General features: G+C 70.3%; 8 protein-coding genes and 1 pseudogene. 5 read left to right on the top strand and 4 right to left on the bottom strand.

The window, feature by feature from the left end:
- Positions 1-168 precede the first annotated feature (168 nt).
- Both AC08OV_RS23000 and AC08OV_RS22995 read left to right on the top strand, forming a co-directional pair.
- Positions 169-346 (top strand): annotated as a pseudogene (locus AC08OV_RS23000) (IS66-like element ISFsp10 family transposase); the annotation flags it as partial.
- Complete coding sequence (locus AC08OV_RS22995) at positions 320-631, top strand: hypothetical protein (RefSeq protein ID WP_476615722.1); 312 nt, start codon at positions 320-322, stop codon at positions 629-631. The pseudogene AC08OV_RS23000 and the gene AC08OV_RS22995, both read left to right, overlap by 27 nt.
- A gap of 70 nt (positions 632-701) precedes the next feature.
- Here the strand turns inward: AC08OV_RS22995 and AC08OV_RS22990 are convergent, their stop codons facing one another.
- The gene (locus AC08OV_RS22990; protein ID WP_476615721.1) at positions 702-1061 is read right to left on the bottom strand and encodes a type II toxin-antitoxin system PemK/MazF family toxin; all 360 of its coding nucleotides are present in this window, start codon (positions 1059-1061) and stop codon (positions 702-704) included.
- Positions 1058-1327: a hypothetical protein gene (locus AC08OV_RS22985; protein ID WP_476594105.1), complete on the bottom strand. Its 270-nt coding sequence runs from the start codon at positions 1325-1327 to the stop codon at positions 1058-1060. The genes AC08OV_RS22990 and AC08OV_RS22985 overlap by 4 nt, the downstream gene beginning before the upstream one ends.
- Before the next feature lie 768 nt (positions 1328-2095).
- On the opposite strand from AC08OV_RS22985, the gene AC08OV_RS22980 reads away from it, so the two are divergent.
- The 3 genes from AC08OV_RS22980 to AC08OV_RS22970 all read left to right on the top strand — a co-directional run bounded on the left by AC08OV_RS22980 (position 2096) and on the right by AC08OV_RS22970 (position 4641).
- The gene (locus AC08OV_RS22980) at positions 2096-3232 is read left to right on the top strand and encodes an acyltransferase family protein (RefSeq protein ID WP_476620298.1); all 1137 of its coding nucleotides are present in this window, start codon (positions 2096-2098) and stop codon (positions 3230-3232) included.
- A gap of 59 nt (positions 3233-3291) precedes the next feature.
- Entirely contained in the window at positions 3292-3957 is a 666-nt protein-coding gene (locus AC08OV_RS22975) for a hypothetical protein (RefSeq protein ID WP_476615719.1), read from the top strand.
- Between the two features lie 276 nt (positions 3958-4233).
- Positions 4234-4641: a BlaI/MecI/CopY family transcriptional regulator gene (locus AC08OV_RS22970; protein ID WP_476620297.1), complete on the top strand. Its 408-nt coding sequence runs from the start codon at positions 4234-4236 to the stop codon at positions 4639-4641.
- 16 nt (positions 4642-4657) lie between these two features.
- Here AC08OV_RS22970 and AC08OV_RS22965 read toward each other — a convergent pair whose 3' ends face one another.
- Complete coding sequence (locus AC08OV_RS22965; RefSeq protein WP_476620296.1) at positions 4658-4858, bottom strand: recombinase family protein; 201 nt, start codon at positions 4856-4858, stop codon at positions 4658-4660.
- A 12-nt stretch (positions 4859-4870) separates the two neighbouring features.
- The coding region (locus AC08OV_RS22960) for a sensor histidine kinase (protein ID WP_476620295.1) at positions 4871-5778 on the bottom strand (908 nt) is incomplete at its 5' end.

Below are 5778 nucleotides of genomic sequence, written 5' to 3'. Positions count from 1 at the left end.
AAACCATTTTTGATCTTGAAAAACCCCAAAAGAGGCGTAGCCGGACGAATTATGGGGAGCCAGTCACGGTTTGGGGACCGCAGACCGTGCCCAGGTCCCCCAAATTCACCGGCCGACGGCTGGCCGACTGTTCGCCGGATCTTGTGTGGTAGTCGTTTCGGCGTCCTGCCTCCGCTGCCACGGCCGCACGTGACCGAGTACCGGGTCGTGGCCAGGGTCTGCCCGTGCTGCGCGGCGACCACCAACGGGGACACCCCGGCGGGGGTGACGGGCCGGGGTCGGCTACGGGCCGGGCCTGCTCGCGCAGGCGGCGTGGCTGGTGTGCGCGCAGCACCTGCCGGTCCGCAGCGGCCCGGGCCCGGAAGGCCGCTACCTTCAAGGCCGTTATCCTCTGCTGCAACCGACCGGAGCGGGAGAAACGATCTTCACCTACGAGTTCGCCACGGTGGAATGGTTGTGGGACCAAGGGTCCATCCGGGTCAACATGCCCCGGGGCAAGGAGCGGATGTTCCCCGGCAGCTACGACGAGCTGGTCACGGTACTGTCCGACCTCGGCGGCCAGGGCTGGGACGTGGCCACGTGCGCGGCCACCGGGAACTGGCTGTTCTGGACGCTGCGGCGGCAACGCTGATGTCGGGCTGAACGGGACGGGGAGGTGACGTGGCGAACCTGCGCGGCTCGCCAGCCGCGCCTGCGGCGGGTCAGCAGAAGGCGACCATCTCGCGTAGCCACTCGCTCAGCTTGGCGATTTCGGTGGCCGACGCGGTGCCCAGCGGTGTGGACCGGGTGAACCGTTGGGTGGATACCGCCGTGATCTCCTCGGTGCGTGCCCAGCTCGGCCGGTCCAGGCCGGACTCGGGCGAGTCGATGCGCACGTGATGGTCCAGGCCCCGGTCCCGCGCGGTCAGGGGCACCACGAGGGCCATGTCGATCGGGAACCGGCAGTGCGTTGCCGAGCCGACCACCACGGCCGGGCGTGGGCCGCCCTGCTCGTGCCCGATTGGCTGACCGAAGTCCACCAGCCACACCTGCCAGGGCGCGAGCCTCAGCGCCCGGCTCACCGGTGGTACTCCGGGTACTCCTCACGTGCATCCGGCAGGCCGTCGCCGGCCGCGTCGTCGGTCAGCCGCGCCTCGGCCTGGTAGCTGGCCCACTCCTCGGGGTTGGCGCGCAGTTCCTCGTACCGCCGCATGATGCGGTTGATCTTATGTTCCTTGACCAGGCGCCGGACCGCCTCGCCCAGCGGCACGCCCTGGAAGTCCCGCTCGGCGATCTCCGCCAGTTCGTCGCGTAGCCCGCTGTCCAGCTGCATAGATGTCGTAGCCATAGACTCCAGTGTGGCACCTGCTATAGGTCAAGCTATGGCAGTAGGTCGAGTTACGACAGTAGGTCGACCTACGACAGCGCGGCTTGTCCTCGAGTGCGGTGCTGTGGGACGACCACATCGCCCATGTCGCCCATGCTCGGCGCGATGGTGCCTACGGGGCGCGATGCCCGGCCGCAGGTCCCCAGCCGCACCGGCCTGATCGGGCACGGTTCAGATCGCCGTTCCCCGCGCCAGACATACGCTCGGACGAACGTTGACGTTGTCAAGCGTTGCCCGCGCCCGACCGGCCGATGCGCACCCGGCCGGCATCCCGGGTGACGTACACCTGCTCTGACCAGCCACGTCCCCTGACCAGCCACGTGCCCTGACCACTCACGTGCCCTGACCATCGGACCGGCTTCGGACGGAACGACGTATCGAGCTCCTGCCCCGGGGAGGGCCGGGGCCGCCGGCCGGACCACGCGGCACAGGGAAACGGTGGTCCGATCGGAACACGCCACCGGATGTGGCTTTCGTATACATCATGACACGCACAGCAAACACTACCCTTACGTTAGGGTTGAATGGTGCCGGTGCGTGACGAGCGCCCGCGAGGCGGGCGGCCGAGCAGCGTCACCGGCACCGGACGTCCGCGGAAAACGGATGTCCGGCGGGAAAGGAACGTCCGGAGGAAAGGGACCACACCGCATGACCGATCAGCACCCACCGTTCGCCATGTCTCCCCGCCGGGTCCCCCACCAGCGAAGCCCCACAGCGGAGCCGATACCCGTGCTCACACCCACACCCACCCCCAGGGCCGGCACGCTGGCCGCGGCCTTCGATCCTCACCGCAACAACCTCAACGCGCTGCGCCTCATCCTGGCCGGCGCGGTGCTCGTGTCCCACTCATGGCTGTTCGTCCGGGGAGAACCGGACCCGTTGACACGTCTGCCCGGCGCCCCCGACCTCGGCACGTTTGCCGTGGACGGCTTCTTCCTCCTCAGCGGCTTCCTGATCACCCGTAGCCACCTGCGGGCACCATCCACCGCCCGTTTCCTCTGGCACCGGTTCCTGCGGGTCGTGCCTGCCTTCTGGGTCTGTCTCGCGCTGACCGCCGTCGCGATCGGTCCACTGCTGTGGCGCCTGGACCGGGGCACCACCGCCGGCTACCCCTGGACCGGCCATGACTCGGCGGTCCGCTACCTGCTCGTCAACGCGGCGCTGAAGATGAACCAGTTCAATATCGGCGACCTACGGGCCGGGCAGGCCGTGGACGGCCCCCTGCACACCCTGTTCTTCGAAGCGCTGTGCTACCTGATGGTCGGCGTTTTCGGCGCGGTGGGGATCCTGCGCCGCCGCCGCGGGCTCGTCCTCACCCTCGCCATCGGCGGGTGGCTGCTCGCCGTCGGCGGGGTGGTCCTCGGCGCCAACCGGCTCACCGACTCCCACATCCTGAAGTACACGGCCGTCTTCCTCATCGGGGCGGCGATGTTCCTCTACGCCGACCGCATCCCGCGCAGCCGGGCCCTATTCATCGCCGCCGCGGCCCTGCTCGCCGCGGGCCTGCTCATCCCCCACGCCTACCGGCCCCTCGCCCTGGCCCCGCTGGCCTACCTGCTGCTGTACGCCGGAACCGGACGGGGGCTGTCGCGGGTGGGGGCGCGTCGCGATCTGTCCTACGGCATCTACGTCTACGCCTGGCCGCTGCAACTGCTCCTGCTCGAAGCCGGGGTCGATGCGGGTATCGGTACGGGTGCCGTCGTCGTGCACATCGCGGCCTCCCTCGCCGTCACCTCCCTCGCCGCCCTCGCAAGCTGGTATGCCATCGAAGCACCCGCCCTTGCGCTGAAATCCTGGCAATCGCCGTTGCCAAGACGTTCAACGGACGCGGGTGCGGCGCACCTGTTCGTCCCGCGGAGCCGTTGACCCCCGCCAAGGCCGACGCAACGCTCTACCCCACAGATGGATCTTCTAAGATGCGAAATGTGAGGCGCGGGTCTGTGATCTGGGCCGCGACGACGGTCGGGCGAGGTGTCCGGTCCGTCCTGGTGGCCGCCGTGGCCGTCGGCCTGGCCGTCACCGCCCACACGGCCGCCTGCGCGATGACCCCGTCACTGTTGATGGCGGTCATCGGGCTGGTACTCGCCGCCCGGGTCTGCTGGGGGGTGTCCGTCCGACGGATGTCACGCAGGCGCCTCACCGGACTGGTGCTGGCCGTCCAGGCCGGTCTGCACGTGGCGTTCACCGTCACCGTCCCCGCCGGATCCCACCCTTCCGGCCTCGCGCATTCCCCCGGCCTCGCCCCCACCCTCGCGGGGGGCACCGGCCAGGTGGCCGGCCTCCAGCCCCACGCCGGCGTGGGGCTGGACCTGTTGCCCGGGGGGCCGGGCATGCTCGTGGCGCATCTGCTCGCCGCGTTCGGGCTCGCCTGCTGGCTCTCCCTCGGCGAAAACCTGCTCTGGCGGGCCGCGCAGGGCGCCGCGGCCGCCGTACGACGCGCCGCCGGGCGCCTGCGGCGCCGTGACGGCCGCATCCTGCTCATCGTTCCCGGCCCGGTCACACGCCTGCCGGCGCGGCGACGGACCCGTCGGCCGGTCCTGCTGCATTACATCGTCATCCGTCGGGGCCCGCCGGTCCATGGGATGCTCTGAGCGGTCCGACGGCCGGCCCCGGTATCCCACAGATCCACCAACCCCTTGCCCGCGTCGCGGGCCGGATCGTGTCGTCCCTCGATCCGCCGCCCGCGCCTGGCACCCGGTGGCCATCCTCGGCATCCCCATTCCATGTCCACGTGCGTCCGGTGACGTGGCAGATCGTCCGGCTCCCCACGGAACAAACGGGCCGGTGTGCCCGGCCGCCCGAACCGGTACGGCCACGGTACGGCCACCTCGACGTCTCGGGACTGATCAGTAACCCGCGGAGTCACCATGTCCGTAGTCGCCATGTCTGCACCAGGCAGGCCGGTCCCGCAGAGGCGTGCGGCCGGCGAGTTGGAACGCGAGGTCCTAGCCCTGCTCTGGGCCGCCGCCGAACCGCTGATGCCCTTCCAGGTTCAGCGCCGGCTGGGTCGGGGGCTCGCGCAGAGCACGGTCGCCACCACCCTGCTGCGGCTGGTGGCCAAGGGACTCGCCGAACGCGCGCCGCACGGCCGGGGATTCGCCTACCGTCCGCTGCAGCGCGCCGAGGACCACGCGGCGGAACAGATGATGAACTTCCTGGGCCGCGGCGACGATCCCGGCGCCGTGTTGCGCTGCTTCGCCCGCCACCTCCCCCCGCACCACCGCGACGTCCTCCGCCAGGAACTCGCCGACGGAGAGCACCACGAGAACGGCTAGAAACGGCTAGAAACGGCTAGAAGATGTGAGCATGAAGCCAGGTGGGCTCGGCGCCGAGGGTGACCAGGTGCAGCAGGGAGCGGCCGAGCCGGTCCAGGCGGGTGACGTTGAGGGTATCGCCGGCACACAGCAGCGCGTCGACCTGGTGATCGGGGTTCTGGTCCGCGGTCGAAACCCGCGCGTAGCCGATCAGCACGGCGCCGAAAATACCCGACAACGATCCGTGCTCTCACGTTCGGGCTGGCGTCGCGGTCGCGGGGGCCGCGGCCGGATCGCGAGGACGGTGAAGGGCTGCGGTCGCGCCGAGCGGTGGGACCGCAGGGATGCCGGCGGCGGGAAGCTCGATCTCGAGGATGTCGAAGACGCCATCGTTGTAGAGGGTGTCGGTACGCAGCCGGCCGCCGTGGGCGGAGACGACCTGCTCGATGACGTAGCGGATTCCCGCTGCGGAGGGGGCTGCCAGCGCGCTGGCCTCGGTGTCGTCGGGAAGGACGCGGGTGGGTGTACGGATCCGGAGAATGATCAGGTCGGTGCCGACCTGGCCGGCGCCGATATGAACCGGGGCCCCGGCTGGTGTGGAACGCAGGACGGCGTCGACGAGGTCACCCAGAAGCCGGCGCAGAGTGGCACCGTCCATCCGGACAGGTAGGTACGCGGGGGCGTCCACGACGACCAGGCAGCCGGTGTGGGTGGTGTGCAGCACGGTCTGGACATCGGCGAGAGCCGCGGTGAGATCGCTGGCGTTGATGTCGGTGTGCGCGGCGGTCGTCGCGGTGACCATGCTCTCAAGGAGGCGCTCGAGCTGGCGGGTGCTGTCGATCGCTGTGTCGAGCCGGCCGGCCAGCGTGCCGCCCTCCGCCTCTCCGCTGCGGGCATCGGTCAGGACAGCGCGGATACCGGCAAGCGGGGCACGGAACTCGTGGGCGACGGTGTCGACCAGATCGCGGCGCAGCCGGTCGGTCTCTTCCAGCCGCGCGGTCAGGCTTGCCTGTTCGTGGACGTGCGCGCGGTAGTCCTCATCGGTGTCCCGGCGGATGACGGTCTCCGGCCGCCGGGACAACCACGGCCGCCGACGCCAGGCTGATGCCCCACTGACGGGTGTCTCCGCGTCGGGGGAGGGCGTGGCCGGTGTGGGGG

The sequence above is a fragment of the Frankia sp. CeTa3Moorea genome (assembly GCF_978021225.1).
The sequence above is the reverse complement of the archived record's forward strand: the minus strand, read 5'-3'. Positions and strand labels throughout refer to the sequence as shown.

Excerpts from the sequence above, each read along its gene's own strand:
- AC08OV_RS22985 (WP_476594105.1), bottom strand. The coding sequence starts at position 1,327 with ATGGCTACGACATCTATGCAGCTGGACAGCGGGCTACGCGACGAACTG.
- AC08OV_RS22970 (WP_476620297.1), top strand. The coding sequence starts at position 4,234 with ATGTCCGTAGTCGCCATGTCTGCACCAGGCAGGCCGGTCCCGCAGAGG.